The following is a 25,792-nucleotide window of genomic DNA, read 5'->3' on the forward strand; positions in this document are numbered from 1 at the left end:
TAAACTAAGTATACAAATTAGAATTTATTGTTTTTACCTTTATTGCCTCTGTTTTTATTTTGATTTTGTTTCATTTGTCTCATATGATTTTGCTTAGCAATCAAAAATTCTCCTTTGTCAAATTTTCCATCATGATTTGCATCGATATCTTCAAAAGTTAAAGAGTTTCCAGCATTTTTCATCATTTTGCCTTCATTTGCATTTTTAATCATACGATTAGTTTTTGCTGTATCAAATTCTTTTGCATCTACTATACCATCGCTATTTAAATCAAAATCGTTAAAAGTTGCCATATTACCTTGTTGAGCACTTAATAATTGTGCAAACATTAAAGCCACCAATGAGCTAAAAATATACTTTTTCATTATATCCTCCTGTAAATTTATACTTTAATTGTATAGCAGTTGTGTTAATGGTATATTAATGTTAAAATTTCATTAAAAAAAGAGATAATCTATGCAAGAAGTTAAAAGAGTTCCATTTGGACAAATTAGTAAAACTAAAAAAAATGCAGTATTTTTAGTCATATATACAAAAGAAATTTCTCCTTGGAAATATTTTAAAGATAGTATTAAACATATAAAATGTCCGGCTATAATTATGATTGATAGGTGGGATGGGCGCATGGGTTTTCCTGGTGGTGGAATAAAAAATGACGAAGACTTACTTGAAGCACTAAGAAGAGAGATAAAAGAAGAAATTGGAATAAGAGTACGAAAAGACAAAGTCCATCCAATTGCTTCTCATGAATTTAAAATCGTTACTCATTTTTATGGTTTAGAAGTAAATGAGTTAGAGTTTTTACACATCTACTATCATATTTTAAATAATTTTTCTCGCTCCATTTTACTTCATGCTTATGAAGAAGGAGATGAATCAAGGTTCATGAGTGAAACAACCGGCATAAAAATAGTCCCAATAATAGAGCATGCAAAAAAAGGAATCAATAAATTTTTAGAAAATTCTTTTGCAGGAGCTACAAAAGAGGACTTAGAAGTGTTTTTAGAGGAAGTACTAGAGTATAAAAAGTAGCTATAATAGCTACTTTTTAAATTAATTCAATCTTACCATCTAAAGAGTTTTGATAAGTGGTATTCAAATAATCCTTGTAAAATTCATCAAAGTGGCTTTTTGCTCCGCTTTTACAGATTTCAAAATATTCTGGAATTGGTAAAATTTCACTACTTTGTTTGCCTTTTTTACCTTTATAGACTATGCAGTTTTTTATGATTTTCCCTTCATAGTTTTTTACATCGCCATCAGGCAAATGGACTCTATCATATCCTCTTTCTCTATGGTCTAAATCATCTATATATTCTTGATCTAGATTTTGTATGACAATAGCGTTAAACCAAGCATTTTCATCAGCTTCTATGTTTAAAACTGCTTTTTTATTTCCTTCAACTTTTCTCCAAGAAGGAAGTTGGTTAAAGACTCTTTTAAAGCCTTTAACCTTTACAAAATCTATCCTATCTAAATCAATATTATGTTTTTTTAGCTCTTCTACATGTAGAAGGCTTCCATAAACTATTAGATTGTACATTTTAATCCTTATATTTTTCAAATGAAAATGGTTTTGAGTATTCTTCCATAGAAGCATCAGGGTATTTTACTTCTTCACCACTCCATGGTTTTTTCAAAATCAAATCATTTTGTTCTTTACCAACTACATTATCTCTGTGTAAAGGAATTTTTCCTCCAGCAGTTGCTAAATATCTAGGAATTGCATCTCCACTTATATTTCCATACATACTCTCTACAATATCTCTTCCAATATCAACAGGTACTCTCATATGAGCAAATTCAGGATTTCTAAAACTACAATTAAATAGATAATAAGGTCTTATATAAGAGTTTTGAAGCTCTTCGCAAAGTCTCCACATCTTATATTTATTATCATTGATTCCTCTTAAAAATACTGCTTGATTTAGTATGGCACTTGTTACCTTATTTAATTTTCTAAATGCCTCTTTACTAACAGGAGTTAATTCTTGAACTGAGTTTATTTGAGTTACAAATCTAAGAGGTTTCTTTTCATTACTTGCTTCACAAATATCTAAAAACTCTTGGTTTATTCTTTGAGGAGTCATAATAGGGATTCTACTTCCAAGTCTTTTAATCTCTATGTGATCTATTTTATCTAGTTCATCTAAAAGATATTTGATTTTTTTATTTGAAAGTGCAAGAGCATCACCACCAGTTATAAGCACATCTCTAATGTTTGTATCTTTTCTTATGTAATCAAGTGCTTCTTCGTAAGTATTATTTGAGCTAACCCAGTCTTTATCACTAATATGAGCAATTCTAAGACAATGAGTACAAAACATTGCGCACATATTTGTAGCTTTGATAGTCAATACTCTTGGATAAAATTGATCTATAAGTCTAGCAGGTGAGTGGTCACTTGCCACTGGTTCAAGTTCAATCCCTTTATTATCAACCATATCCCCAGTTGGAACAGATTGGAGTAAAATAGGGTCATTTACAACATCAGGCATTATCAAACTAGCATAGTATGGAGAAATTCTCATTCTGAATACATGTGAAACTCTTTGTATATCTTCAATTAGCTTTTGTGGAATATCAAGTATTGAAGCTAATTGCTCAGGTGAAGTAATAGCATGTTTGATTTGACCACCATAACTATTCCACTCATCTTCACTCATATTTAATTTTTTCATTATTTTAGCTTTGTTCTCAAGCATTCTATCCCATAGTTCATATCCAGTTGGAGCTACTTCTTTTCTAACTTTTAGATACTCTTCAACTCTAGCATTTGCATTATCAACAATTTTTGATGAAATCATAACTCTTCCACCAATGCTAACTTTGTGTTCATCCACAGATTTATGCTTGATTGCCATTAACTTAAGCTCATCTCTGTCAAATCCCAAATCTTCTGGTGTTGCTCCATATTTTTCTTTAATATCTTGAAGTTTTTTAAATAGTTGAATCATTGGATTAGTAAGTTTAACAGAAGTCTTACTAAGCTCTAACCACTCTTTTGCTTCATCTATTTCGCTACTAGGAACCTCTTTTGGTTCAACATCTTTTTTATATAAAAAATCGAAAAACTTTACATCAAGTTTGTCAAATTCATTTAAATCTAAATTTCCTACATCACATTGCATTTTATTTCCTTTAAGCTTGTTTTAAATAATATGGACACTCATAACACTTTTCATCTAGCGAAAAGTTTTCATCCACAACAGTTTTTATAGTATAGTTCAATATTCTTCTTCCCATATCTATACCATCATCAACATCTTTATGTGTTTTACCTACAGCTATTACCCTTCCCAAAAAGGAACCCTCATTTACAAAAAAATCCTGTCCTATGTGTTCTACTACCATAAACTCCTTATTTATTTTGTTTTTTGCGATATTATCAAACATAGCGATTTCACCATTTTGTTGTGGTAAATAACTATGTGTAGTTAGTTTTTGTTCTATCTTATAATTATAAGTTCCCCAGCATATCAAAGGCTCACCAAAAAAATCAGGTTCAACCATTTTAGGAGCCTTTTTGTTTTTTGTTACTGCATAAAGCTCAATTTCTGGAAGATTTGGCGCACCTTTTGGTAAAATATTTCTAAGTGTGCAACAAAACTCCATCGTTGTACCTTGTTTTCTAGGATTTGTTTCTATAAAATAAACTTTACTATCATCAGTTACAATAAAATCACATCCAAATATTCCTCTATAGCCCATTTTAGCCATCTCTTTGCCAACCAATCTTGCTTGAGATATGACTTCTTCTTGTTCAGATTTTGATAATTTAGATGGATAAGTTGATCCTTTAAACTTTGTACCATCTATTCTTTGATCAGCAATCCCAGCTATGTAAATCTCTTCTTCATTTATAACTACACCTAAAGTTGTAGGATCAGCCTTATGTGGAATAAACTCTGTTATTAAAAAGTTTTCATCTTTACATGTAGAAAATTTTTTCTCTATATCTTCTATATTATTTGCAATTATGCTGTTTGCTCCAGCGGCACTTCTAGGCAGTGAAATAAAAAGAGGATTTTTAGTTTTAGCAAAGAGTTCATCAGCATTCATAATCAACTCTTCATAATCACTAGCTACACTATAATTTGCCATTGGAACAATAGTAGAAAATATCTCATAAAGATTTATTTTATCACTCAGTGTTGAAACTATCTCTTTGTTTGGTCCAATTAGTCTTACTCCCTCTTTTTCATCCAAAGTCATGTAAGGGTTTGTTTCAAACATATAAATAAAAAGTTCATTTTGATTTTCAAGTATAGTATCAATCATTGAATCTATGTACTTACTGTTTGAAATCTCTTTGATAAAATTGTTAAGGTTTTGCCTTTTATTTTCTCTATTAATCTCTTCATTGATGATAATTACATTATCGTAATTATATTGTTCAAATACATCTGGAGAAATTGATATGAATTCAATTTTATTTATATCTATTTTATATGATTTAGATAGCGCTTCTCTAAAGAAATGACCAATGCCATAAGCCTTTAACTCAGCTATAAATATAAAATAATATTTTTCCTCATCATATATAAAATTTGTAAATCTTACATTTGATTTTTCATTTTTTGAAATGCGTGTTTGCATTATCTTACCTCTCTTAAAAGTACAATTTTTGTTCCTGTTTCAAAATAATGCTCTCTAATAACCTCTTCGATTATTTTTTTATCTTGAGTTTTAAGAGCATCAACTATTTTTTGATGTCTATTTTTAACTTCATTTGCCGAATAAAGTTTTGTCCAGTTTTTATAAAAAAGTATTTGTGATTTTTTGTTTATCTTTTCCAATGAATCTAATAAAGTTTGATTTTTTGAGTATTTTAAAGTCATTTTATGAAATAGTTCACCAATTTTTACAACTTTTTTTCTATCATTGTTAGGATTACTCATTTCATCAACATATAGTTGTAATTTTTCAAAATCATCACTATTTGCATTTCTTACAAACTCTGTTGCTAAAAATCCTTCTAAAATACCTTTTGCCTCATATGTATCAAAAATATCTTTTGAAGTAATTTCTTTTACAAATACACCCTTTCTAGCAATTTGCTCTAATATACCTAAACTTACTAATTCGCTAAGGGCTTCTCTAATAGGAGCTCTACTAACTTCGAGTTTTGAGGATAAATATAACTCTTTTATTTGATCTCCGCCTTTAAATTCTTCATTTACAATTGCGTTGTATATATATTCAATAATTTTATCTTTAAGTGGTTCTTTTGATAAATTTTTCATTTTTATCCTTAATTGTCGACAATCTTTAAAATATTGTCGACAATTTATCACAGTATAGATTAACTATAGCTTAATATTTTGAACAAAAATAGATAAAAAAAATAATTTTTAGTTTACATGATTTTCGTTTCGATTGGTAACATTTTACAGTATAAATGACTTTTTTTTGAAACTGTTTTGACACTAATTAAGGTTAATTCTGCTATTGTTAAAATATATTTTATATGAAGGAGTTTTCATGACTAAGAAATTAGCAGCTGTTGCATTAGCAGGAGCACTAAGTATACCAGCGATGGCTACAGAGTTTGTTACTATCGGTACTGGTGGGGTTACAGGAGTTTACTATCCAACAGGTGGTGCAATTTGTCGTTTGATGAACAAGAACAAGAAAGAAACAGGTATCAGATGTTCTGTTGAGTCAACTGGTGGTTCAGTTTACAATATCAATACAATTAGAGCTGGAGAATTAGAAGTTGGTGTTGCTCAGTCAGACTGGCAATATCATGCATATAATGGAACTGCAAAATTTAAAGACAAAGGTCCTTTTAAAGACTTAAGAGCAGTTTTTTCAATCCATGCAGAGCCTATGACAATTGTTGCAAGAGCTGATGCTGGTATCAAGAATATTGGTGATTTAGTAGGTAAAAGAGTAAATATAGGAAATCCAGGTTCAGGTAACCGTGGTACTATGGAAACATTAATGAAAGCTGAAGGTTGGACTAAAAAAACTTTCAAATTAGCAGGTGAATTAAAAGCAAGTGAGCAAAGTAAAGCACTTTGTGATAACAAAATCGATGCTATGGTATATGTAGTTGGACATCCAAGTGGTGCTATTAAAGAAGCAACTACAACTTGTGATAGTGTACTAGTAAATGTAGATGACGCTGCAGTTAAAAAATTGATTGCTGATAATCCTTACTACAGTATGGCTACAATTCCTGGCGGAATGTATAGAGGAAATCCTGATGATGTTAAAACTTTTGGTGTTAGAGCAACTTTAGTTACTTCAGCAAAAGTTCCAGAAAAAGTTATTTATAACTTAGTAAAATCTGTTTTCGAAAACTTTGATGCGTTCAAAAAACTTCACCCAGCATTTGCTCATTTAACAAAAGAGGGAATGATTAAAAATGGTATTTCTGCTCCACTTCATCCAGGTGCAGTAAAATATTACAAAGAAGCAGGACTTCTTAAGTAATTATTACTTTAATATTCAGGGGAAGAGTAAAATCTTCTCCTGAAAATAAATTTATAAGCTTTTTAAATAAAGGTTTATAAATTTATTTCAACCCAAATTTTACATTAGAATTTTTACCAAGTAGAGTTAGTGCTTTTATTTTTTATTGAAAGCTTTTTGTATTCTAATGTACAATTTGGGTTTTAAGGAGGGCTTGTGAGCACAGAGAAAGAACTGTCTACGGAAGAAGTACTAGAAGCCGAAACTGGTGGACGTAATCCATCGAACAAGTATCTAGCTAATTTTATACTTTATTTAGCTTTAACTTGGTCACTGTTTCAGCTTTATGTTTCTTCTCCGCTAGTATTAGAATTCACCCCATGGATAAACGAAGATGTTGTAAAAAGAATACATCTTATGTTTGCTGGTTTTTTGGCATATTTAAGTTATTTGCCATTTAAAAAATCTCCGAGAGATTATGTACCTATTACTGATTGGATTATGGGTATATTACTATTGATTTCGGTTGGTTATGTTATATATTCTCAAGTTTGGGATTCATTAGCATTTGAGATGAGACTTGGTTCGCCAAATAGTCTTGATTTATATACAGGTATTATTGGACTTGTACTTTTATTAGAAGCTACTAGAAGAACTCTAGGACCTCCACTAACTGTGGTTGCATCACTGGCTTTAACATATGCATATTTTGGTATGGGAGATTATGGTGGATCTTCTATCGGAAAGATTATTTCTCATATGTGGATTACAACTGAAGGTGCTTTTGGTGTTGCAATTGGTGTTAGTGCTAGTATGGTTTTCTTATTTGTTCTTTTTGGAGCATTACTAGAACAAGCTGGTGCTGGTAATTACTTCATCAGAGTTGCATTTGCTCTTATGGGACACTTTAGAGGTGGTCCTGCAAAAGCAGCAGTTGTAAGTTCAGCGATGACAGGAATGATTTCAGGTAGTTCGATTGCAAATGTTGTAACAACAGGAACTTTTACAATTCCACTTATGAAAAAAGTTGGATTTACAAAAGAAAAAGCAGGAGCTATTGAGTGTGCATCATCAGTTAATGGTCAATTAACTCCTCCAATCATGGGTGCAGCAGCATTTTTGATGGTTGAGTATGTTGGTATCCCTTTTGTTGAAATTATTAAGCATGCATTTTTACCAGCTATAATTGCATATATTGCACTTGTTTATATGGTCCATTTAGAAGCAATGAAAGCAGGCATGAAAGGTCTTCCTAGAAAACATAAAATGACTGCAAAAGGTAAAATGATAGGTGTAGTTAGTGTTGTTTTAATAGTCAGCTTTTTAACATGGGTTTTACCACCACTAATTAATTTTATAAAAATGAGTGCAGGTGATAACACTTTTGGTGTAATACTAGCAATATTAGCAGTATCTTATGTTGGTTTGTTATATATGTCTTCAAAGGTACCTGATTTAGATACTGATGACATTGAAGAACTTCCAGAAGTTGGACCAACTGTAAAAGCAGGATTACACTACATTTTACCAGTTGTTGTACTAGTTTGGCTTTTAACTGTTGAGAGATTTTCGCCAGAACTTTCAGCATATTGGGCATCAATTTTTATGATTATTATCGTTTTAACTCAAAAGCCTTTAATGGACTTTTTTAGAAAGAAAGATGATGTATTTGCTAGAGTCAAAGAAGGTTTTCATGATTTAAGAATTGGACTTATAAATGGTGCTAAAAACATGATTGGTATTGGTGTTGCTACTGCAGTTGCTGGTATCATTGTTGGAACTGTAACATTAACAGGAATCGGACAAGTTATCATCAGTGTAGTTGAAGATATTTCAGGTGGAAACATACTTATTATATTGATTTTAACCGCGCTTATTAGTCTGATTTTGGGTATGGGACTTCCTACAACTGCAAACTATATCGTTGTATCAAGTTTGATGGCACCAGTTATTGTAAGTCTTGGTGCTGCTAATGGTATAGCAATTCCATTGATTGCTGCTCATATGTTTGTATTTTACTTTGGAATCTTAGCCGATGATACACCTCCTGTGGGGCTTGCAGCCTTTGCAGCAGCCGCTATTAGTAAGGGTGATCCTATAAGAACAGGTATTCAAGGTTTTATATATGACATTAGAACTGGATTACTACCTTTTATGTTTATTTTCAATACGCAACTTTTAATGATTGGTGTTGATAATACATTTGAATTTATCATGGTTGTAGTTGCAGCAATTTCAGGTATGCTACTTTTTGCAGGAGCAACTCAAGGCTTTTGGTTTGATAGAAATAAATGGTGGGAGACAATTTTATTGCTAGCTTTAACATTTATACTATTTAGACCAGGATTTATTTGGGATAGGATTGAGCCTCCTTATCAAGATCTACCTGGAAAAGAGATTTTTAAAGTAGCAGATAAAATGAAAAAAGGTGACAGACTTACTTTTGTTGTAAGTGGTGAAACGATAGAAGGTAAACAAAGAACATATACTTTTTCACTGCCTTTAGAAGAGGGTAAAGATGGAAAAGAAAGAATTAACAATACAGGTTTTCAACTAGATAATATGTTTGGCCCAATGGAAGTTGCTATGGTAAATCCAGGACATAATAAACAAGTTGAAGCTATGAAAAAGGCTGGTGTTGATAGTGGATGGGTGATTGAAAGTGTTGAGGTAGAACGAGATAGACTACCAAAACAAATAGTTTTAATCCCTGCTTACTTATTAGTATTCTTGCTTGGTTGGAATCAAATAAGAAGAAGAAAAAAAGCTTTACTAGCTAAATAATACTCCATAAATTGCCTCCCAAAAAGGGAGGCAATCTTTCTAATATATCTTTTTAAGTACTTTTTTTGTAAAATAGCAACTATATCTATTACTTATAAGGGTTTAATATGAGAGGCTATAAAGTCTTTACGGGTACAGCTAACCCAGAGTTTTCAAAAAAAGTAGCTAAATATCTATCTCTACCACTTTCTGAAGCTTCTATAAAGCGATTTAGTGATGGAGAAATAAGCGTTCAGGTGAGTGAGAGCGTAAGAGGAAAAGATGTGTTCATCATCCAACCTACATGTGCTCCAGCAAATGTTAATCTTATGGAATTATTGATTTTAACAGATGCACTCAAAAGAAGTTCAGCTAGTTCAATTACTGCAATTATGCCTTATTTTGGATACGCTAGACAAGATAGAAAAGCAGCTCCAAGAGTTCCAATCACTGCTAAATTAGTTGCAAATATGATCCAAACTGCAGGAATTGATAGAGTTGTTACAATCGATCTTCATGCAGGTCAGATTCAAGGATTTTTTGATATTCCAGTTGATAACTTGTATGGAAATATTGTTTTTCATGAATATGTAAAAAACAAAAACCTCAAAAATCCAATCATAGCATCTCCTGATATTGGTGGTGTTGCTCGTGCTAGAAGTTTTGCTAAAAAGCTTGGTGTTGAAATGGTTATAGTTGATAAACGCCGCGAAAAAGCAAACGAAAGCGAAGTTATGAATATCATCGGTGATGTTGAAGGAAAAGATGTTATTTTAGTAGATGATATGATTGATACTGCAGGAACAATCGTAAAGGCTGCAAAAGTTTTAAAAGATAAAGGTGCTACAAGTGTTATGGCTTGCTGTACTCATCCGGTTTTAAGTGGCCCAGCATTTGAAAGAATCAATGATGGAGATTTGGATGAATTAGTAGTATCTGATACTATTCCTTTAGCTCAAGAGAGTGAAAAGATTAAGGTATTGAGTGTTGCTCCAGTTTTTGCTGAAGTAATAAGAAGAGTTTATCATAATGAAAGTGTAAATGGGTTATTTATTTAATGGCACAAAATAGGATTAGAAACTTTTCGATAATTGCTCATATAGACCATGGTAAAAGTACATTAGCAGACAGACTTATCCAAGAGTGTGGTGCTGTTAGTGAAAGAGAGTTAGGCTCTCAAATGATGGATACTATGGATATTGAAAAAGAACGAGGAATTACTATAAAAGCTCAAAGTGTAAGGCTTACATATGTTAAGGATAATGAGCCTTATATCTTAAATCTTATAGACACTCCAGGCCATGTTGATTTTTCTTATGAAGTTAGCAGATCCTTAGCTTCAAGCGATGGAGCTTTGTTAGTTGTTGATGCTTCTCAAGGAGTAGAAGCTCAAACAATAGCAAATGTTTACATTGCACTTGAGCATGATTTAGAATTGATTCCAGTTATCAATAAGATTGATTTACCTGCGGCCGATCCAAACAGGGTAAAAGATGAGATTGAACATACTATTGGAATTGATTGTAGTGATGCTATAGAAGTTAGTGCAAAAACTGGTGTTGGGATTAGAGAACTTTTAGATAAAATAGTTGAAACTATTCCGGCTCCAAATGGAGATGAAGATGCTCCAACAAAAGCAATTATTTATGATAGCTGGTTTGATAATTATCTTGGTGCACTAGCTCTTGTAAGAGTTTATGATGGCAGTATAAAAAAAGGCCAAGAAGTCTTTGTTATGGGTACAGGAAAAAAACATGAAGTATTAAATCTTATGTATCCTCATCCTCTAAATCTAGAAAAAACAAATGAAATTAAAACAGGCGAAGTTGGCATTGTTGTTTTAGGACTTAAGAGTATTGGTGATGTTCAAGTTGGAGATACAATTACTGATGCAAAAAATAAAACACCACATCCAATAGAAGGTTTTGAAGAGATAAAGTCTTTTGTTTTTGCAGGAATTTATCCAATAGAAACTGATAAATTTGAAGATTTAAGAGATGCTCTTGATAAGCTAAGACTTAATGATGCTAGCATTTCTTATGAGCCTGAAACTTCAGTAGCTCTTGGTTTTGGTTTTCGTGTAGGATTTTTGGGACTTTTACATATGGAAGTTGTAAAAGAAAGATTAGAGCGTGAATTTGGACTTGATTTAATTGCAACTGCTCCAACAGTTACATACAAGGTTGAAAAAACTGATGGAAGTATCATAGAGATACAAAATCCAAGCGAATTGCCTCCTGTTAATGAGATAGAAAATATACTTGAACCATATGTAAAAGCAACTATCTTAACACCAACAGAATTTTTAGGAAATGTTATAACTCTAGTAAATTCAAAAAGAGGTGTTCAAGAAAAGATGGATTATTTGAGTGAAGAGAGAGTTTTACTTGAATATTCAATTCCTATGAATGAAATAGTAATGGATTTTTACGATAAATTAAAATCTGCAACAAAGGGATATGCAAGTTTTGATTATGAGCCTATTGAGTACAGAGCTGGAGATTTGGTAAAACTAGATGTCAGAGTAGCTGGAGAAGTTGTAGATGCACTATCTATAATTGTTCCAAGAGAAAATGCCCAAAGTAGAGGACGAGAGTTTGTAAAAGCTATGAAAGAGATAGTTCCAAGACAACTTTTTGAAGTAGCAATTCAAGCTAGTATTGGCAATAAAATCATAGCTAGAGAAACTGTAAAATCAATGGGGAAAAATGTTACTGCTAAATGTTATGGTGGTGATATTACTAGAAAAAGAAAATTATTAGAAAAACAAAAAGCAGGTAAAAAAAGAATGAAAGCTATAGGAAAGGTACAACTTCCTCAAGAAGCCTTTTTAACTGTTTTAAAACTGGATTGATTTATGAGATGCCAACTATGTATGAATTTTAGTTGGCATCTCATTTGTAAAAATTGCCTAAATACATTTTTAACTCCAACTCCTCAAAAAAGAGTTTTAGAAAATGGACTTATTGTTTACTCATTTTATTCATATGATGAGATAAAAGAGTTGCTACACACAAAACATACAATTATAGGTTCAAACATATATTCACTTATCACAAAGCATGCAATTTTACCTTTTATCAAAGATTTAAAATTAGAAGATGTTTATATATTACCTATAGATGATCATGTAAGAAGTGGATACTCACATACAGCAGTTATGGCAAAAGCTTTAAGTAAAACTTTAAAACCAATCTACAAAAGCATACGAGCAAAAAATCAAGTCAGATATAGTGGACAAAAATTATATATTAGAGAAAAATTTAAAAGAGATTTTTCCCTTACATGTAAAAAAGAAATCAATGTAATTTTACTAGATGATATCATCACTTCAGGCAATACACTAAAGGAAGCATACTCTACATGTAGAAAAAACAATCTACATGTAATATGTGCCATCACCCTAGCCGATGCTAAAAGGGGTCAGGGCTAAACTTTAAACTTTTTTGGTATAATAACTCAAAAAAGAGTTATTATGCCAAGAAGATGCAGAATAGAAAATTGTGGGTATCATCATGTCTACAACAGAGGAGTTGCAAAAAACAAAATCTTTCTAGATTTTATAGATAAAGAAAAATTTTTAAAAATAGTTGCAAGTGTTTGCAAAGATTATAAGTTAAATATACACTCATTTTGTCTTATGGACAATCACTACCATCTACTTGTAGAAAATTTACGAGAAAATTTATCTGATGCAATGAGGCAGATTAATTCTCAGTATGCGATATATTTTAACAAACGACATAAAAGAGTTGGTCATCTTTGGCAAGATAGGTACAAGTCTTGGTTTGTACTAGATACTAATCATCTTTTTATATTATTTAGATATATAGAACAAAATCCTATAAAAGCTGGGATGAGTGAGAGAATTGGTGAGTATAAATATGCTTCTAGTTACTCATTTTTAAATGATGCTGTTCCAAAGTTTTTAGAAAATAGTTTTGTACTAAGGGAGTATAATATTGATGAATTATTTAAAGTTTTAGATACAAGCATAAGTGAAGAAGAGCTAAAGATTTTAGAAGGAATAAAAAGAAAAAAATACAAAGCTCAAAATGAAAAAATTGTTGAAGATATAAAAGTTCCGCTTGATGAAATATTTTCTTCGATAGACTCAAGAGAAAAACGAGATAAATTAGTTTTAAGTGCGTTTGAACAAGGTTACAAAAAGAGTGAAATTGCTAGAAAAATTGAAATGACAAGCGCTGGAGTTGCAAAAATACTAAAAAAGTTTAAAGTTTAGCCCTGACCCCTTTTAGGGGGATTAAGGGTTTATTGGGTAAAATAAAACAAATAAAATATAGAGGTTGGTAAATGGATAATATTTTTGATTCTAACCAAGATGTACAAAGCATAAAGATTGAGGACTCAATCAAAGCTAGTTATCTTGATTATTCTATGAGCGTTATTATAGGTCGTGCTCTTCCTGATGCAAGAGATGGCTTAAAGCCAGTTCATAGAAGAATTTTGTACGCTATGAACGATCTAAGTATCAGTTCTCGTAGCCCTTATAAAAAATCAGCTAGAATTGTTGGTGATGTTATAGGTAAGTACCATCCACATGGTGATACTGCGGTTTATGATGCGTTAGTAAGAATGGCTCAACCATTTGCGATGAGAATTCCAACAGTTGATGGACAAGGAAACTTTGGATCAATCGATGGTGATAATGCAGCTGCCATGAGATATACAGAAGCTCGTATGACAGCACTTTCTGAAGAGCTTTTAAAAGATATTGATAAAGATACAGTAGATTTCATACCAAACTATGATGATAGTTTAAGTGAGCCTGATGTTCTTCCAAGTCGCGTTCCAAATCTTTTGTTAAATGGTTCAAGTGGTATTGCAGTAGGTATGGCAACAAATATCCCACCTCACTGTTTAGATGAGTTGATTGATGGCTTACTTGCTATGATTGATAATCCTGAAATTAGCCTTGAAGAAATGATGGGATATATAAAAGGGCCAGATTTTCCAACAAAAGGTATCATTTTTGGTAAAAAAGGGATAATCGATGCTTATAAGACTGGAAGAGGTCGTATAAAAATAAGAGCAAAAGTTCATATCGAAAAAAAGGGTAACAAAGATGTTATTATCATCGATGAGCTTCCTTATCAAGTAAATAAAGCAAGATTGATTGAACAAATTGCAACTTTAGTAAAAGATAAACAAGTTGATGGTGTAAGTGATCTTAGAGATGAGAGTGATAGAGAAGGTATTAGAGTAGTAATTGAGCTTAAAAAAGATGCGATGAGTGAGATTGTATTAAACAATCTTTATAAATCTACAAACCTTGAAATAACTTTTGGTGTTATTTTACTTGCTATTGAAAATAAAGAGCCAAAGGTATTTACTCTATTAGAACTTCTTCAACTATTTTTAAATCATAGAAAAACAGTAATCATTAGAAGAACGATTTTTGAACTTGAAAAAGCAAAAGCAAAAGCTCATATTTTAGAAGGCTTAAAAATTGCACTTGATAATATAGATGCGATAATTGAACTTATAAAATCTAGTGCTGATACTGCTAGTGCAAAAGCTGGTCTTGTTGAAAAATTTGGATTGAGTGAGATTCAAGCTGGCGCAATCTTGGATATGAAACTTAACCGTTTAACAGGCCTTGAGAGAGAAAAAATTGAAAATGAATTAAAAGCACTTCTTGAAGAGATTGAAAGATTAAGTAGCATTTTAAAAAGCGAAACACTACTAAGCAATATCATCAAAGAAGAACTATTAGAGATTAAAAACAAATTTAAATCTCCAAGAGTTACTGAGATTGAAGATGATTATGATGATATAGATATGGAAGATTTAATTCCAAATGAGCCTATGGTAGTTACTATTACTCATAGGGGTTATATAAAAAGAGTTCCACTAAAAGCTTATGAAAAGCAAAGAAGAGGTGGAAAAGGGAAAACAGCAGTTACAACATATGATGATGACTTTATAGAGAGTTTCTTTACATGTAATACTCATGATACTCTTTTATTTATAACTGATCGTGGACAACTTCACTGGTTAAAGGTTTACAGAATTCCTGAAGGAAGTAGAACTGCAAAAGGAAAAGCAGTTGTTAATCTTTTAAAACTAGAAGCTGATGAAAAGATTCGCTCAATCATACCAACAACAGATTTTAGTAAAGATAAATCTCTAGTTTTCTTTACAAAAAATGGAGTTGTTAAAAGAACAAATCTAAGTGAGTTTAGCAATGTAAGAACAAGTGGTGTTAGAGCTATCGTTTTAGATGAAGATGACACACTAATAACTGCTAAAATTGCTGATAGAGATGTTAAGTATCTGTTTATTGTAACAAAACTTGCTCAATGTATTAAATTTGAGATTGAAAAAACAAGAGAGCAAGGAAGAAGCACAAGAGGTGTAAGAGGAATCAAATTTAAACATGAGAGTGATGAGGTAGTAGATGGAAATGTCATAAAAAGTGATGAAGAAGAAATCTTAGTAGTTAGTGAAAAGGGAATTGGTAAAAGAACTGAAGCTAGCGAGTACAGACTTACAAACCGCGGTGGAAGTGGTGTTATTGCTATGAAGATGACTAGTAAGACTGGTAAACATGTTGTTGGTTGTTTGATGGTAGATGAATCTATGGATATGATGGCTCTTACTAAAAGTGGAAAAATGATTAGAGTTGATATGCAAAGTATCTCTAAATCAGGAAGAAATACTAGTGGAGTTTATATCGTAAAAGGTGATGATGTTAAGAGTATCTCAAGATGTCCTAAAAAAGAAGAAGATATGCAAGAGGATGAAAATACTACTCTCATAGAAGAATAAAACAAAAGCTTAGTAGAGAAATATTTTCTCTACTAAGTTTCCCGCATTTAAATACAAAATTGGAACAAAACTTGCTTCAATACTGAAAATTAACAAAAAGGTATGCTATGAACAAATGGATTATTACATTATTTGTAGGTATGGGTATGCTGATGCTATTTTCTGGTTGTAATGGAATGTATCCAGAAGCGAATGCACAAGCAAAAATGAAGCAAGAACCAAAGGTTATTGTTCAAAAAGTTGATAAAGAAGACATAAAGAAAATCTTGGAAGAAGAAAAATTTCTTTATATCAATAACAACCCAGATAGAGTTTTTGCTGTATATGGTGAAGGTATTGCTCCTCAAAATACAGTTTCACCTGCTCAAGCTATGGCTTTAGCAAAAAGAGCAGCTGTTGCTGACGCGTATCGTCAAATGGCTGAAAAACTTTATGGTGTTCAAATCAACGCAAAAGATACTATAAAAAATGCTGCTTTGTATGATTCTAGAATTGTAGCTCAAGTAAATGGTGTTGTAAAAGATGCAACAATTACTGAGCATACTTTTAAAGATGGATTATATAAAGTCAGAATGGAACTAAAAATGAATGGCACTAGGTGGAAAGAAATTTTTGCTTACTAATTTTATTTTCACTTTCTCTTTTGGGAAGTGAATCATTTTGGTTTTCCTATAGAGTAGCGACTGATAATAAAATGATGGTATATGAGGAGAAAAACATATCTCCTCTTATGCTAAAAACTGATGCTAAGATTGCTTCTACATGTAGAGTAAAAATAAAAAAGAAATCGAACCAAGCAACATTTGAGTTTTTAAATAAAAATTTCAATAAAATTCTGCCTTGCTTCTACCCTTATAGCTCTAAAATACAAAATAAAACATTAGTAGAGTTAAAAGGAGTGAAGGATAAAAGTGTACTTACTATACTTCCTATACAATTTACAGTAGATTTTAAAGACCAATTTGCTAATATATTCATCTTAAAGAATACCAACTAATAATCCTAATGTTTTTAGTATTATTAAAAGAGTAAAAAAGTAAATCTAATAAGGTTAGTTGTAGATGAATATCGTTATAGTTGAAGATGATATCAATATGAGAAAGTCTTTAGAGTTTGCACTAAATGAGTACAAAGAATTCAATCTTAAAACTTATAAAAGCGCAGTTGAAGCTCTAAAGAAAATTGATGATAATGTTGATTTGATTGTAACAGATATCAATATGCCAGGAATGGATGGCATTGAATTTATAAAAAAACTCGATGGAAGATACGATATCATAGTCATTACTGGTAATGCTACTCTTAATCGTGCAATAGAGTCAGTTAGACTTGGAGTTAAAGATTTTTTGACTAAGCCATTTGAGATTGATACTTTAGTAGACGCTATAAAAAGACAAGTAAAAATTTCAAAAAAAATAAAAAAAACAGTACAAGAAGAAGAAAAAAGAGATGATTTTTTAGCAAACTCACCAGCTTTACAAAAAGCATTAAATTTAGCCCTGAGGGCTGCTAGAACTGATGCAACTGTTTTACTATCAGGTGAAAGTGGCGTAGGAAAAGAGCTTTTTGCCAATTATATTCATAAGAACTCTAAACGAAAGGATGGTAATTTTGTAGCTATAAATATGGCGGCGATTCCTGAAAATCTTTTAGAAAGTGAGCTTTTTGGATATGAAAAAGGTGCATTTACAGATGCTGTTAGTTCTAAAAAAGGGCATTTTGAAATGGCTCATGGAGGAACTCTTTTTTTAGATGAAATTGCAGAGATGCCAATCGCTCTTCAAGCCAAACTTTTAAGAGTACTTCAAGAAAGAAAGATTACCAGAGTTGGTGGAGTAAAAGAGATTCCAATTGATGTTAGAATTATCTCAGCTACTAATGCAAATATATTAAAAAATATAAAAGAGGGTAACTTTAGGGAGGATTTGTACTATAGATTAAATACAATTCCAGTTAAAATTCCTCCACTTAGAGAGAGAAAAGAAGAGATTTTAGATATTGCAAATGAAGTTTTAAAAAGAGTAAAAAAACAGTATGATTTGGAAGTTGAAGAGTTTTGTGAAGATGCAAAAATCGAACTTTTAAACTATAATTGGCCTGGAAATATTAGAGAATTGATTTCAGTGGTTGAAAGAGCAGCAATTTTATGCGATAATAATGAAATAAAAGTTGAAGATCTATTTTTAGAGAGTAGAAGTACGAAAGATAGTATTCAAAATTTGGAAGAAGAGCTTATAAAAGAGGTGCTTGCTAGTGTTGATGAGGATTTACAAGAGGCTTCAAAGATACTTGGTATGAGCAAAACTATACTAGATAAAAAAATAAAAAAATACAACATAAAGGTTGGAGAATGAGAAAATATAATGTTGCAGTAGTTGGTGCAACTGGAGCAGTTGGCGAAGAGCTTTTTAGAATTTTAGAAGAGGTTGATTTTCCTGTAAATCAATTAGTTCCACTTGCTTCAAGTAGAAGCGCTGGAGTTGATATCGAGTTTAAAGGTAAAAATTATAAAGTATTAGAATTAACTGAGAGTGTTTTTGAAGAAAAAGAGGTAGATATTGCATTTTTTAGTGCTGGTGGTTCAATCTCTGCTCATTTTGCTAAGTATGCAGCTGAGGCTGGTGCAGTTGTGATTGATAATACTAGCCATTTTAGAATGGAATCTAACGTTCCTTTGGTTGTTCCTGAGTGTAATCCTGATGCAATTTTAGATTGGAAAAACACTGGAATCATAGCAAATCCAAATTGTTCTACTATCCAAATGGTACAAGTGTTAAAGCCATTAGATGATGTTTTTGGTATCAAAAGAGTTGATGTAAGTACTTATCAAGCTGTTAGTGGAGCTGGAAAAGCTGGAATGGAAGAATTGGTAAAACAAATGCAAGATTTCTTTGCATTTAGACTTGATGAGAGTGAATCAAAAGTTTTTCAACATCAAATCGCTTTAAATGTTATCCCTCATATTGATGTTTTCATGGAAAATGATTACACAAAAGAAGAGATGAAAATGGTTAACGAAACTCAAAAAATACTTGGAAGAAATATTGAAGTAAGTGCAACTTGTGTAAGAGTTCCAGTTTTAAGAAGTCATAGCGAATCAATTACAATTCATTTTGAAAATGATGTAAATGTTGAAAAAGCTACTCAAGCACTAAGAGATGCTAAAAATGTTGTGGTTGTAGATGAACCAGCAAAAAATTTATACCCAATGCCAGTAATTTCTACTGATACTGATGAGACTTATGTAGGAAGAATTAGAAAAGATTTATATAAAGATAATGTTCTTCACCTTTGGTGTGTAGCTGATCAACTTAGAGTTGGAGCTGCAACTAACTCTGTTAGGATTGCACAAAAGTGGATTGAGATGGAAGGATAGGAATGAGCAAAATTTTTATTGATGCTTGTTTGGGTAAAAAAACACCATACACTCCAGTTTGGATGATGCGCCAAGCTGGCAGATATCTTCCTGAGTATATGGAAGTAAGAGCTAGTGCAGGGGATTTTTTATCGCTTTGTAAAGATCCACAAAAAGCTTGTGAAGTAACACTTCAGCCTGTTGATATTTTAGGTGTTGATGCTGCTATTTTATTTAGTGATATTTTAGTAGTTCCTATGGAAATGGGGATGGAGTTGAAGTTTGTAAAAGGTGAGGGCCCACTGTTTCCTAATCCTATAGAAACAGAAGAAGACTTAGATAAACTTTGTGTGGAAGCGGCTGCTAAAAAGTTAGAGTATGTTTATGAAGCTATAAAGCTTATCAGGGGAAAACTAGCAGCTGATAAAGCATTGATTGGTTTTTGTGGAGCACCTTGGACATTAGCAACATATATGATAGAAGGTAAAGGAACAAAAACTTATGCGATTGTTAAAAAACTTATCTATACAAATCCAAGTTTAATGCATAAGCTTCTTGATAAAGTAACACAAGTTATTAAGCTTTATATGGAAAATCAAATAAAAAGTGGTGTAGATGCAGTTATGATATTTGATTCTTGGGCAGCAGCTCTAGAAGAAGATTCATATTTTGAGTTTAGTTGGAATTATATGAAAGAAATTTCATCATTTTTAAAAGAAAAATACCCTCATATTCCAGTGATTATGTTTCCAAAAGGTATAAGTGGATATTTAGATAGAATTGATGGAAATTTTGATGTTTTTGGTGTAGATTGGTCAACCCCGATAGAATTGGCAAAAGAAAAATTGGGCGATAAATATGTCCTTCAAGGCAATATGGAACCAACTAGATTATACTCAAAAGAAGCTATCAAAGATGGCATTGATAAGATAGTAAAAGTTATGAAAAATGAAAGACATATTTTCAACTTAGGACATGGAATACTGCCAGACATTCCTGTTGAAAATGCAAAGTACTTTATAAAAGAAGTACAATCAAGAACAAAAATATAATGTTAGTATTTGGACCAATCACTTCAAGAAGATTTGGACAATCTTTAGGGATTGATTTGAGTCCAGATACTAAACAATGCAATTTTGATTGTGTTTACTGCGAATTAAAAGGTGCAAAACCGACTGATAGCATTAAAAATCCCCCCAAAGTAAGTGATATAATCAAAGAGGTCAAAGAGGCTTTAGAAAAGTACAATGATTTAGATGTCATAACACTGACAGCAAATGGCGAGCCTACTTTGTATCCTTACTTAAAAGATTTGATAAAAGAACTACATGCAATCAAAAAAAATAGTAAACTTCTTATTTTATCAAATGGTGCAACTTCTACATGTAAAGATACAAGAGAGATTTTAAAAGATATAGATATCGTTAAATTATCCCTTGATTGTGCTACACAAAAGTGCTTTAAGAAGATAGATAGACCTTTAAAAGGTTTACATGTAGAAAGAATTATTGAGGGCATAAGAGAGTTTAGAAAAATTTATGATAAAGAGCTTGTTTTAGAGATTTTAGTTGTTGCTGGGATAAATGACAAAGAAGAAGAGTTTTTAGCATTGAAAGAGGCATGCAAGACAATAAAACCAGATAGGATTGACATTGGCTCAATAGATAGGCCACCAGCTTATGATGTAAAAGGTGTTAGTACACAAAAATTAAAAGAATTAGCTTCTATACTAGAAGGTTTACCTGTAAGTATTGCATATAAAAGAGATTATTCAGAAGAAAAAAGAGATTTTAGCAAAGTTGAAATTTTAAATATGATAGACAAACGCCCACAAAGTTTTGATGATGTACATGTAAGCTTTTCAGTCAATAGCAAAAAGCTTTTAAATGAACTCATAGATGAAGGTTTACTGCAAATTGTCAATGTCGCAGGAGTAAATTTTTATAAACTTCAAAAAAATTATAAAAAAGCCTTGACAAGAGAGTAAAATTTTACTATAATTTCGACCTCATTAAACGTGTTCCGGATTAGCTCAGCGGTAGAGTAGGTGACTGTTAATCACTTGGTCACTGGTTCGAATCCAGTATCCGGAGCCACTTCTTTTTAAACCCCTAAGATAAACCATCTAAATAAAGTTTCTTAACTACTGTGACTAAATTGTTCCCTAACTAATTGGATAGTTTCTAAAATTTAACTTTGAAACTTTGTAGTTATTTTTTAATAAATTCGTTTGTTGCTACATCAATGATATTGTAAATTTATATGATTAGTATTATAATGATTTATAAGTACTTAAAAGAAAAGGGGGAGAGGAAATGTTAAGTGTTAGATTTGATAAAAAACATGCTATTGCTATACTAGAGCCTGGTGGGGTACTTAGTGAAAGTGATTTTGTATCTGCTTCTCATAAAATTGATACATTTTTAAATGAGCATTCTGTACTAGATGGATTGATTATTTATACAAAAGATTTTCCAGGTTGGGATTCTTTTTCTGCTTTATGTTCACACTTAAAATTTGTTAATAATCATCATGAAAAAATTTCATTTTTGGCATTTGTTACAGATTCGATAGTTGTAGATTTTGTAAAAATTATAGCAGAACATTTTGTCCACCCAGAGATAAAGGTATTTTCTTTCAATGAACTTGAAAATGCAAAAGAATGGATAATCAAAAGTAGAAAAGGATAAAAGTTTTATAGTAGTTAAATTTTAAGATATAAAAAATTTTAAGTTAGAGGGAAAAATGAATAAAAAAATTATAGGAAGTGTTGAATCTATTGATTTATTGGATTTGGATTTGTTTGATTTGGATGCAAAGATTGATACTGGAGCTGATTCAAGTGCACTACATTGTGATGATATACATGTAGATGAAGCAAATAATATAGTTTCATTTAGGTTATTAGATAAAGTTCATCCCTCATATCACAATAAAAAGATGAGTTTTAATATATATAAAATGAAAAAAGTAAAAAGTTCAAATGGAAAGTCAGAGTTAAGACCATCGATAAAAGTAAATGCTAATTTTTTTGATAAAAAATACCCAATAATTCTATCTTTAACAGATAGATCAGATATGAAGTATCCTATGTTAATAGGTAGAAAATTTTTAGCAAAGAGATTTTTAGTAGATGTATCTTTGAAGTATATGTCAAAAAAGGAAAAATAAATGAGAGTATATATATTATCAAGAAATGAAGAACTTTATTCAACAAAGAGCTTATTGACAGCTGGTTTGAAAAAAGGATGGGATGTTAGAGTTATAGACTACTTAGCTTGTAGTATTGAAATTATGAAAGATGAATTAAAAATAAATTATCAAGGACAAACATTGCCTGTACCTGATGCAATCATACCTAGAATTGGGGCTAGTAGAACTTTTTTTGGTACAGCTATGGTTAGGCACTTTGAAATGTTAGGTGCTTTTAGTACAGCAGGCAACTTAGCAATTGCTAGAAGTAGAGATAAGTTAAGAAGTTTACAAATTTTATCAAAACATGGTGTTGATATGCCTAGGACAGTTTTTGCGTCAAATAAATCTGATGCAAAGGATATCGTTAAATTAAGCGGTGGTACACCACTTGTTTTAAAAATCTTAGAAGGAACTCAAGGTGTAGGAGTAGTTTTAGCTGAAACTCAAAAAGCTGCAAAATCTGTTTTAGATGCATTTTATGGTATGAATGTAAATATGTTAGTTCAAGAATTCATCGAAGAGGCTGATGGTACTGATGTACGAGCTTTTGTAGTTGATGGAAAAGTTGTAGGGGCGATGAAAAGAAAAGGCAAAGAAGGAGATTTTAGATCAAATCTTCATCAAGGAGGAAGTGCAACTATTCATAAGCTAACTAGACAAGAAAAAGCGATGGCATTAGCAGCTGCAAAGTGCATGGGGCTTGGTGTTTGTGGTGTTGACATGATTCCTTCAAATAGAGGTCCTCTTGTTATGGAAGTAAATTCTTCTCCTGGATTAGAAGGTATTGAAACTACAACTAAAATAGACATAGCAGGAAAAATTATGGATTATATAGAGAGAAATGTAATCGAAGATAGAACAAAAAAAAGAAGAGGACCAAGAGATAAGATTGGAGCATAATAATGAATAAAATAACCATTTCTGGTGTTGATATTTTCAGAGGAGAAAGAAAAGATATAAATCTAGAACTTCCAAAACTATACAATACACCAACTTTTTTACCTATAACTGTATATAAAGGTAAAAAAGCAGGACCCGTAATATTTATTAGTGCGGCGATACATGGAGACGAGTTAAATGGTATAGAAATAATTAGAAGATTTAAAAAATTAAAAATTTTAAAAAGTCTAAGAGGTACAGTTATATTATTGCCTATTGTAAATGTATATGGAACAATGACGCTATCTAGATATTTACCAGATAGAAGAGATTTAAATAGGTCTTTTCCAGGTAGTAAAAGAGGATCACTTGCTGGAAGAGTTGCAAATATATTGTTTACAGAAGTAATAAGTAAGTGCGACTTTGGTATAGATTTGCATACTGGTGCAATTCATAGGTCTAATTTTCCACAAATAAGAGTAGATATGGAAAATAAAAAGGCATTGATTTTAGCAAAAGCATTTAAAGCTCCAGTGCTATTAAATTCTGAGCTTAGAGAAGGTTCATTAAGATCTTGTGCGCAAGCCAATGATATTCCTATAATAGTATATGAAGCTGGCGAAGCCTTGAGATTTGATGAAGCAAGTATCAGAATTGGTGTAAATGGGATTGTAAATGTTTTAAGAGAAAAAGGAATGTTGCCTAAAAAAACAAACAAATCATCTCTTAAAACACCACTAATTGCAACAGCAAGTCAGTGGACAAGGTCTATTGAGAGTGGTATACTAAGAACAGTGAAAGCATTGGGAGATACAGTTGAAAAAGATGAAATTATTGCATATATTGATGATCCTTTAGGGGATAACTCGTATACAATGAAATCTCCAATAGATGGAATAATTATAGGAAAATCAGAAATACCATTGGTTCAAGAGGGTGATGCAGTTTTCAATATCGCAAAATTCAGTAATTTAGAAATTGCTGAAACTAAAATCGAATATTTTCAAGAAAATACTATGAATGATAGCGAGTTTGTTGAACTCAATAATGAAAAGATTATTGAGTAAATTTAAATTATAAGTGCTACTAAAAGTAGCACTTATAAATATTTTTTTGAGTATGTAAAAATTTAGTACTTCTAGTGCAATATAAAAACTTATAAAAATTAATGATATTTTTAGAATTATCTTTAAATATATTCTATTTTTTTTGTTACATAAAGTAACTTGTCGAAAAAAAATATTTTTATTACGAATATTAAAAATTATTTAAAAGCCCCTGATATAGCCTACTTTTCAAAAAGATTTAATTATCTTCTTTTTATTAATTTTTTTTCTTAAGTTTCAAATAAAAAAACTATACTATATTTTTATTATATAAAAAGTAGTACTTTTAGTATTACCTTTTATAAAACTTTAAGGAAATGTTGTGGCTAAGCAAAAATTTGATAGAGAAATTATTCAAAATGTTATTGAAAAAAGTAAAAATCAAAAACGCTCTATTGCTCAGTTGACCATAAAAATAGACTCTAAGTTAGACGATGCTCTTAGTAAATTATCAAATGCACTTAATATTTCTAAAAATAGACTAATAGAAGATATTTTATATGAAAGTGGAATAGTAGAAGAGGTTGAGGAAAATTATCATGACTAGATTTCCCTCACAAGACATCATAGTGCAATCCACTCTCAATGGTATAGTAAGTGCTGCAAAAAACTTTCTTTTTTGGACAAATGGAAGATTATCGCTATCTAGTGGTCCACAAAAGATTATAACTATTCAAGTTGCAAATGCAATAGCTTCACTTCATAATGCTCCAGAAATTTTTATAGATGCAACAGTAGCAGATATTTTAAGATGTTCTTTAGAACAAAGAGATTCATATCCAGAGTTTATGCGACAATCTAATCTAAAACAAGGAACATTTAACATAACCTTAGATGAGAGATTTGAGCATGAAAATGATGATGATTCTATTTCAAGAGTGATTATATCATTGCATAATGGTGTTATTAATGTGAAAAAAGAGTATTCTCTTGAGATTGAGAGAATTTGTAAGATGATAGATAGAAAATATGCAAAAAACTCATCTTTGGATTATGGTATGTTTGCATTTTATGCTGATATTTCTAGTAATGCAAGAAAAAAACTTGATAAAAGAGTTGTTGAAATTGTAAAAAGCTTTGAATCAGTAGTACATAAGTTTTCATCTCTAAAGTCAAAATTTACAGATAGTGGTATTATGCGTGAAAAAGATGGAAGTCAATGGCTTGTAGGTTGTTTTGTTATTGAGCCTTGCTAAGTTTTATTTAGATGATTAAGAGTATCTTAAGTCATTTAACTAAAGCTTGGAAGCACTTTTTATGCTTTTAAAGTCAAAATCAAAAG

General features: G+C 31.2%; 25 protein-coding genes and 1 tRNA gene. 21 read left to right on the top strand and 5 right to left on the bottom strand.

The features are described 5' to 3' along the window. Positions 1 to 17: 17 nt before the first annotated feature. On the bottom strand, positions 18 to 365 hold the full coding sequence (locus ACKGJI_RS01825; protein ID WP_458700856.1) for an EF-hand domain-containing protein: 348 nt from the start codon (positions 363 to 365) through the stop codon (positions 18 to 20). A 91-nt stretch (positions 366 to 456) separates the two neighbouring features. Here ACKGJI_RS01825 and ACKGJI_RS01830 point away from each other — a divergent pair, with 91 nt between their 5' ends. After that, the gene (locus ACKGJI_RS01830) at positions 457 to 1,032 is read left to right on the top strand and encodes an NUDIX domain-containing protein (protein WP_458700857.1); all 576 of its coding nucleotides are present in this window, start codon (positions 457 to 459) and stop codon (positions 1,030 to 1,032) included. A 16-nt stretch (positions 1,033 to 1,048) separates the two neighbouring features. On the opposite strand, the gene ACKGJI_RS01835 is transcribed toward ACKGJI_RS01830, so the two are convergent. From ACKGJI_RS01835 to ACKGJI_RS01850, 4 genes are read right to left on the bottom strand one after another with little or no spacing between them, the layout of a single operon-like run. Beyond that, positions 1,049 to 1,543, bottom strand: coding sequence for a gamma-glutamylcyclotransferase family protein (locus ACKGJI_RS01835; protein ID WP_458700858.1), 495 nt, complete (start codon positions 1,541 to 1,543; stop codon positions 1,049 to 1,051). Between the two features lies 1 nt (position 1,544). Then, positions 1,545 to 3,131 carry a KamA family radical SAM protein gene (locus tag ACKGJI_RS01840; protein WP_458700860.1) on the bottom strand — a complete coding sequence of 529 codons (1,587 nt, stop codon included), beginning with the start codon at positions 3,129 to 3,131 and terminating at the stop codon, positions 1,545 to 1,547. Between the two features lie 10 nt (positions 3,132 to 3,141). After that, complete coding sequence (locus ACKGJI_RS01845) at positions 3,142 to 4,599, bottom strand: ATP-grasp domain-containing protein (RefSeq protein WP_458700861.1); 1,458 nt, start codon at positions 4,597 to 4,599, stop codon at positions 3,142 to 3,144. Continuing rightward, positions 4,599 to 5,246, bottom strand: coding sequence for a GntR family transcriptional regulator (locus ACKGJI_RS01850; RefSeq protein ID WP_458700862.1), 648 nt, complete (start codon positions 5,244 to 5,246; stop codon positions 4,599 to 4,601). Before ACKGJI_RS01850 ends, ACKGJI_RS01845 begins: the two co-directional genes overlap by 1 nt. A gap of 238 nt (positions 5,247 to 5,484) precedes the next feature. Between ACKGJI_RS01850 and ACKGJI_RS01855 the strand changes: the two genes are divergently transcribed. From ACKGJI_RS01855 to ACKGJI_RS01950, 20 genes are all read left to right on the top strand, one after another. After that, positions 5,485 to 6,441: a TAXI family TRAP transporter solute-binding subunit gene (locus tag ACKGJI_RS01855; protein WP_458700863.1), complete on the top strand. Its 957-nt coding sequence runs from the start codon at positions 5,485 to 5,487 to the stop codon at positions 6,439 to 6,441. A gap of 195 nt (positions 6,442 to 6,636) precedes the next feature. Then, positions 6,637 to 9,204: a TRAP transporter permease gene (locus ACKGJI_RS01860; protein WP_458700864.1), complete on the top strand. Its 2,568-nt coding sequence runs from the start codon at positions 6,637 to 6,639 to the stop codon at positions 9,202 to 9,204. A gap of 107 nt (positions 9,205 to 9,311) precedes the next feature. After that, a complete protein-coding gene (locus tag ACKGJI_RS01865; protein WP_458700865.1) occupies positions 9,312 to 10,241 on the top strand; it encodes a ribose-phosphate pyrophosphokinase in 930 nt (309 codons plus the stop codon). Then, entirely contained in the window at positions 10,241 to 12,037 is a 1,797-nt protein-coding gene (gene lepA / locus ACKGJI_RS01870; RefSeq protein ID WP_458700866.1) for a translation elongation factor 4, read from the top strand. The genes ACKGJI_RS01865 and lepA overlap by 1 nt, the downstream gene beginning before the upstream one ends. Positions 12,038 to 12,040: 3 nt before the next feature. Continuing rightward, a complete protein-coding gene (locus tag ACKGJI_RS01875; protein ID WP_458700867.1) occupies positions 12,041 to 12,616 on the top strand; it encodes a phosphoribosyltransferase in 576 nt (191 codons plus the stop codon). A 42-nt stretch (positions 12,617 to 12,658) separates the two neighbouring features. Continuing rightward, a complete protein-coding gene (locus tag ACKGJI_RS01880; RefSeq protein ID WP_458700868.1) occupies positions 12,659 to 13,426 on the top strand; it encodes a transposase in 768 nt (255 codons plus the stop codon). Positions 13,427 to 13,497: 71 nt separating this feature from the next. Beyond that, positions 13,498 to 15,975 (top strand): DNA gyrase subunit A, encoded by a 2,478-nt coding sequence (gene gyrA, locus ACKGJI_RS01885; RefSeq protein ID WP_458700869.1) that lies wholly within the window; start codon positions 13,498 to 13,500, stop codon positions 15,973 to 15,975. Between the two features lie 107 nt (positions 15,976 to 16,082). Continuing rightward, on the top strand, positions 16,083 to 16,598 hold the full coding sequence (locus ACKGJI_RS01890; RefSeq protein ID WP_458700870.1) for an LPP20 family lipoprotein: 516 nt from the start codon (positions 16,083 to 16,085) through the stop codon (positions 16,596 to 16,598). After that, complete coding sequence (locus ACKGJI_RS01895) at positions 16,574 to 16,972, top strand: hypothetical protein (protein WP_458700871.1); 399 nt, start codon at positions 16,574 to 16,576, stop codon at positions 16,970 to 16,972. The genes ACKGJI_RS01890 and ACKGJI_RS01895 overlap by 25 nt, the downstream gene beginning before the upstream one ends. Before the next feature lie 64 nt (positions 16,973 to 17,036). Further along, entirely contained in the window at positions 17,037 to 18,329 is a 1,293-nt protein-coding gene (locus ACKGJI_RS01900) for a sigma-54-dependent transcriptional regulator (protein ID WP_458700872.1), read from the top strand. Then, a complete protein-coding gene (locus tag ACKGJI_RS01905) occupies positions 18,326 to 19,351 on the top strand; it encodes an aspartate-semialdehyde dehydrogenase (RefSeq protein ID WP_458700873.1) in 1,026 nt (341 codons plus the stop codon). Before ACKGJI_RS01900 ends, ACKGJI_RS01905 begins: the two co-directional genes overlap by 4 nt. 2 nt (positions 19,352 to 19,353) lie before the next feature. Continuing rightward, on the top strand, positions 19,354 to 20,382 hold the full coding sequence (gene hemE, locus ACKGJI_RS01910; protein WP_458700874.1) for a uroporphyrinogen decarboxylase: 1,029 nt from the start codon (positions 19,354 to 19,356) through the stop codon (positions 20,380 to 20,382). Then, on the top strand, positions 20,379 to 21,317 hold the full coding sequence (locus ACKGJI_RS01915; protein ID WP_458701681.1) for a radical SAM protein: 939 nt from the start codon (positions 20,379 to 20,381) through the stop codon (positions 21,315 to 21,317). The genes hemE and ACKGJI_RS01915 overlap by 4 nt, the downstream gene beginning before the upstream one ends. A gap of 34 nt (positions 21,318 to 21,351) precedes the next feature. Further along, positions 21,352 to 21,426 (top strand) — tRNA-Asn (locus tag ACKGJI_RS01920). Between the two features lie 219 nt (positions 21,427 to 21,645). Continuing rightward, complete coding sequence (locus ACKGJI_RS01925; RefSeq protein WP_458700875.1) at positions 21,646 to 22,020, top strand: SpoIIAA family protein; 375 nt, start codon at positions 21,646 to 21,648, stop codon at positions 22,018 to 22,020. 55 nt (positions 22,021 to 22,075) lie between these two features. Next, positions 22,076 to 22,501: an ATP-dependent zinc protease family protein gene (locus tag ACKGJI_RS01930; RefSeq protein WP_458700876.1), complete on the top strand. Its 426-nt coding sequence runs from the start codon at positions 22,076 to 22,078 to the stop codon at positions 22,499 to 22,501. After that, positions 22,502 to 23,425, top strand: coding sequence for a 30S ribosomal protein S6--L-glutamate ligase (gene rimK, locus ACKGJI_RS01935; RefSeq protein WP_458700877.1), 924 nt, complete (start codon positions 22,502 to 22,504; stop codon positions 23,423 to 23,425). It abuts the gene before it with no gap. 2 nt (positions 23,426 to 23,427) lie between these two features. Next, positions 23,428 to 24,471: a succinylglutamate desuccinylase/aspartoacylase family protein gene (locus tag ACKGJI_RS01940; protein ID WP_458700878.1), complete on the top strand. Its 1,044-nt coding sequence runs from the start codon at positions 23,428 to 23,430 to the stop codon at positions 24,469 to 24,471. A 361-nt stretch (positions 24,472 to 24,832) separates the two neighbouring features. Then, entirely contained in the window at positions 24,833 to 25,057 is a 225-nt protein-coding gene (locus ACKGJI_RS01945) for a ribbon-helix-helix protein, CopG family (RefSeq protein WP_458700879.1), read from the top strand. Beyond that, positions 25,050 to 25,706 (top strand): hypothetical protein, encoded by a 657-nt coding sequence (locus ACKGJI_RS01950; protein ID WP_458700880.1) that lies wholly within the window; start codon positions 25,050 to 25,052, stop codon positions 25,704 to 25,706. The genes ACKGJI_RS01945 and ACKGJI_RS01950 overlap by 8 nt, the downstream gene beginning before the upstream one ends. The last annotated feature ends 86 nt before the right edge of the window (positions 25,707 to 25,792 follow it).

It is taken from the genome of Sulfurospirillum sp. 1307, assembly GCF_054408545.1.

Coding starts and splice junctions, on each gene's coding strand:
- ACKGJI_RS01825 (WP_458700856.1), bottom strand. CDS start 365: ATGAAAAAGTATATTTTTAGCTCATTGGTGGCTTTAATGTTTGCACAA.
- ACKGJI_RS01830 (WP_458700857.1), top strand. CDS start 457: ATGCAAGAAGTTAAAAGAGTTCCATTTGGACAAATTAGTAAAACTAAA.
- ACKGJI_RS01835 (WP_458700858.1), bottom strand. CDS start 1,543: ATGTACAATCTAATAGTTTATGGAAGCCTTCTACATGTAGAAGAGCTA.
- ACKGJI_RS01840 (WP_458700860.1), bottom strand. CDS start 3,131: ATGCAATGTGATGTAGGAAATTTAGATTTAAATGAATTTGACAAACTT.
- ACKGJI_RS01845 (WP_458700861.1), bottom strand. CDS start 4,599: ATGCAAACACGCATTTCAAAAAATGAAAAATCAAATGTAAGATTTACA.
- ACKGJI_RS01850 (WP_458700862.1), bottom strand. CDS start 5,246: ATGAAAAATTTATCAAAAGAACCACTTAAAGATAAAATTATTGAATAT.
- ACKGJI_RS01855 (WP_458700863.1), top strand. CDS start 5,485: ATGACTAAGAAATTAGCAGCTGTTGCATTAGCAGGAGCACTAAGTATA.
- ACKGJI_RS01865 (WP_458700865.1), top strand. CDS start 9,312: ATGAGAGGCTATAAAGTCTTTACGGGTACAGCTAACCCAGAGTTTTCA.
- lepA (WP_458700866.1), top strand. CDS start 10,241: ATGGCACAAAATAGGATTAGAAACTTTTCGATAATTGCTCATATAGAC.
- ACKGJI_RS01875 (WP_458700867.1), top strand. CDS start 12,041: ATGAGATGCCAACTATGTATGAATTTTAGTTGGCATCTCATTTGTAAA.
- ACKGJI_RS01880 (WP_458700868.1), top strand. CDS start 12,659: ATGCCAAGAAGATGCAGAATAGAAAATTGTGGGTATCATCATGTCTAC.
- gyrA (WP_458700869.1), top strand. CDS start 13,498: ATGGATAATATTTTTGATTCTAACCAAGATGTACAAAGCATAAAGATT.
- ACKGJI_RS01890 (WP_458700870.1), top strand. CDS start 16,083: ATGAACAAATGGATTATTACATTATTTGTAGGTATGGGTATGCTGATG.
- ACKGJI_RS01900 (WP_458700872.1), top strand. CDS start 17,037: ATGAATATCGTTATAGTTGAAGATGATATCAATATGAGAAAGTCTTTA.
- ACKGJI_RS01905 (WP_458700873.1), top strand. CDS start 18,326: ATGAGAAAATATAATGTTGCAGTAGTTGGTGCAACTGGAGCAGTTGGC.
- hemE (WP_458700874.1), top strand. CDS start 19,354: ATGAGCAAAATTTTTATTGATGCTTGTTTGGGTAAAAAAACACCATAC.
- ACKGJI_RS01925 (WP_458700875.1), top strand. CDS start 21,646: ATGTTAAGTGTTAGATTTGATAAAAAACATGCTATTGCTATACTAGAG.
- ACKGJI_RS01930 (WP_458700876.1), top strand. CDS start 22,076: ATGAATAAAAAAATTATAGGAAGTGTTGAATCTATTGATTTATTGGAT.
- rimK (WP_458700877.1), top strand. CDS start 22,502: ATGAGAGTATATATATTATCAAGAAATGAAGAACTTTATTCAACAAAG.
- ACKGJI_RS01940 (WP_458700878.1), top strand. CDS start 23,428: ATGAATAAAATAACCATTTCTGGTGTTGATATTTTCAGAGGAGAAAGA.
- ACKGJI_RS01950 (WP_458700880.1), top strand. CDS start 25,050: ATGACTAGATTTCCCTCACAAGACATCATAGTGCAATCCACTCTCAAT.